The sequence below is a fragment of the Mucilaginibacter sp. genome (genome assembly GCF_028288205.1).
Lineage (GTDB): Bacteria > Bacteroidota > Bacteroidia > Sphingobacteriales > Sphingobacteriaceae > Mucilaginibacter.
Genome location: NZ_JAQBOD010000026.1, coordinates 1 through 2,643, shown reverse-complemented (window position 1 = coordinate 2,643; position 2,643 = coordinate 1). Strand labels below are relative to the sequence as shown.

The window sequence follows — 2,643 nt, the reverse complement described above, 5'->3', positions numbered from 1 at the left end:
ATTCAACATCTTAAGGTGTCTTAGCCAGACAGAGTAGCAATATTTACTTTCAATAGTACCACCTGTTCTATACGACAATAGTGTTTTGACAAATGGCATATGTAAGACCAGGCCAATTGTCATTGGTGTTAATTTTTCTTTCCACATGGTTATAATTATTATTAGTTTGTTTTATATAGAATGTTTCACAATACACTTAGCATCGCCAACTCTCTTTTCCGCTGACCTTCGTCAACTAAACTAATGATAATTAAGTACAAGTTCATCGACAGAAACGAATATGTAAAACGAGCACAGAATTTATACACACTATTTCACACCTTATACACACTATTTCACACCGGCCGGTCTTGTATAAAAAAGTTAGCAGATAATGTAAGTTAGCAGATGATGTTCTTCAGGAAATTATCTTCAACGCTGTCGTTGGCGATGCGAAAAAAGATTAGGGCGATCCTGTTAAAGTTGGTTGCTAAATCTGCTGTTATCTGACAGGCTTAGCTGTTTACTACCACGGTTCTGGTGAAACCCTAAAGCCATCACTATTAAACTATTATTTCACAATGTATTTAAATCATGGCTCGAAATTTAGGCGTATAACGGTATATCAATTTTAATAATTATGAAAAAATTACTGATTGCCTGTATTGCCGTTATTTTCAGTTGTAGCGCAATGGCACAAAATACAAAAACTGATACCATGCGCAAAATGAGTGATACCACGACGAACGGTGTTGTAAAGATCGATGGTAAAATGATGACGATGATGAACGGTCAGACCATGCCGATGACCCAGTCCATGACAATGTCTGACGGGACTATCGTTATGACCGATGGCACGGTAAAATGGAAAAACGGTAAAACAACAATGTTAAAAGAAGGCTATTGCGTCAAAATGGATGGCCAAGTTGAAAAAATGCCTATGAAAAAAGGCATGTAGAAAGACACCCTATAAGGGCAATTTGACCTTGTTGAAACCCCGGTCATGAAATATACCGGGGTTTTGTAGTGTAAATTGCAAAGAAAAAATCACCCAATATGATGAGAATAAAAATGAAGGAACCCGAGCCTGCACAGAATAATGGACAATTATCTTTAAAAGTATACAATATATCTTTTTATGAATTTAATTTGTTTTTAAAGAAATTATCATCAAGAAACCAAGGCTGAAAAGCAGTCTTCATTCTTTACCTTTTGCTATCCTCCTGGTTAAGGTTTTTCTGTTCTATCCCAGTGGCCAGCGCAGTTATCCCTGCCAGGCTGCCAAGCTGCATGGTATCTACAGCCGAACTGGGCACAATTACAAGTGTTGCGTTTTGCTTCAATCCCTCATATAGCATATTCATTGCCCTTAAATGCAAGGCTACCGGGTTGTTGGTATAGCTTGAGGCTGCTTCGGCAAATTTTTCAGCCACTTGTCTTTCAGAATCACCAAGAATTACACGTGCCTGCCGTTCTCTTTCTGCCTGGGCCTGCATGGACATCGCACTTTCCAATGCGGCAGGGATCAAAACATCCTTAACTTCAACAGAATTGACATTGATCCCCCATGGTTCAGTGCGTTCGTCGATAATTTTTTGCAGCACATTGCTGATCTTATCCCGTCCCTCAAGCATTTCCGAAAGCATGGTCTTCCCGATCACATCACGCAAAGCAGTTTGAGAAGCCCAGTTGATGGCATTATTATAGTCGGCCACCTCAAGTGCAGCTTTTTGCGGATCCAATACTTTCCAAAATAATACCGCGTCTACATCAACCGGAACCGTGTCTTTAGTAAGCGTTTTTTCTGCCTTAAAAGAGGTGGAGATCACCCGGGTATCAATCCAATAGGGTATCGTATCTATGATCGGGATAATAAAAAAAAGCCCGGGGCCCCTTAGCGATTGAAATTTACCCAGCCGCAGGACCACAGCTTTTTCCCAGGGATTAGCAATTTTAATCGCCGAAGAAATAAATGAGGCGATTATCAGTACAATTGCAGCTGCAATTGTACTTTCGGGCGCAGTTAAACTCCCTTTCATGGAGTAGGTTACTGCCAAACCTATGCCTAAAATTATGAAGAATATAACTGTAGGAAAAAAACTTTTACTTTGCATCAGAGGCCTCCTTATTTATGGTTTATATTGTAGAGTTGTGTACAGCAAACGCTTCACCGCCCCAGGTGCCGGTATTATTAAAAACAAGGCTAAAGATCGCTGTTAACATAACAGCATAAAAAAGTGCGAATAAAATACCGGCGAATGACATAATTGAAAAATTAAAGGGGTATTAATGAGGTCTGTAAGCTTACTTTATAACAAATGATTATAGGAAATGTTCCGGTTATTTTGTTCTATTAAAATTAAATGATACCCGTTGAATGTCAGGATTCCACTGTTCTAATTTTTTTGCAGCCGGCTGGTCGTCCGAATTGACCAATACGAGAAGCGGGACAGGGGTTAGCCGGGTCAACGGCTGTTACTTTCGGAAGGACTCCGAAAGATGACAATTATATTTATGTAACCACCAATGGCGGCATTTCTTTACCACTTTCCGGTGGGATTGAAAATGGCAGAATTGTGAAAATAAAAGTAAATTAGATCAAACTAAATAGCAGGACGGATGGAAAATAAAAATAAAATTCCCAGCCCTTGTACATGGGCCGGA

Annotated in this window: 2 protein-coding genes; one reads left to right on the top strand and one right to left on the bottom strand. The window is 39.6% G+C overall.

Going from position 1 to position 2,643, the window contains the following annotated elements:
- The first annotated feature begins 619 nt into the window (after nucleotides 1–619).
- On the top strand, nucleotides 620–937 hold the full coding sequence (locus tag JWR23_RS05910) for a DUF6799 domain-containing protein (protein ID WP_299514121.1): 318 nt from the start codon (nucleotides 620–622) through the stop codon (nucleotides 935–937).
- Between the two features lie 247 nt (nucleotides 938–1,184).
- Here the strand turns inward: JWR23_RS05910 and JWR23_RS05905 are convergent, their stop codons facing one another.
- Nucleotides 1,185–2,093, bottom strand: coding sequence for a slipin family protein (locus tag JWR23_RS05905; RefSeq protein WP_299514118.1), 909 nt, complete (start codon nucleotides 2,091–2,093; stop codon nucleotides 1,185–1,187).
- Nucleotides 2,094–2,643 lie beyond the last annotated feature (550 nt).

Coding starts and splice junctions, on each gene's coding strand:
- JWR23_RS05910 (WP_299514121.1), top strand. CDS start 620: ATGAAAAAATTACTGATTGCCTGTATTGCCGTTATTTTCAGTTGTAGC.
- JWR23_RS05905 (WP_299514118.1), bottom strand. CDS start 2,093: ATGCAAAGTAAAAGTTTTTTTCCTACAGTTATATTCTTCATAATTTTA.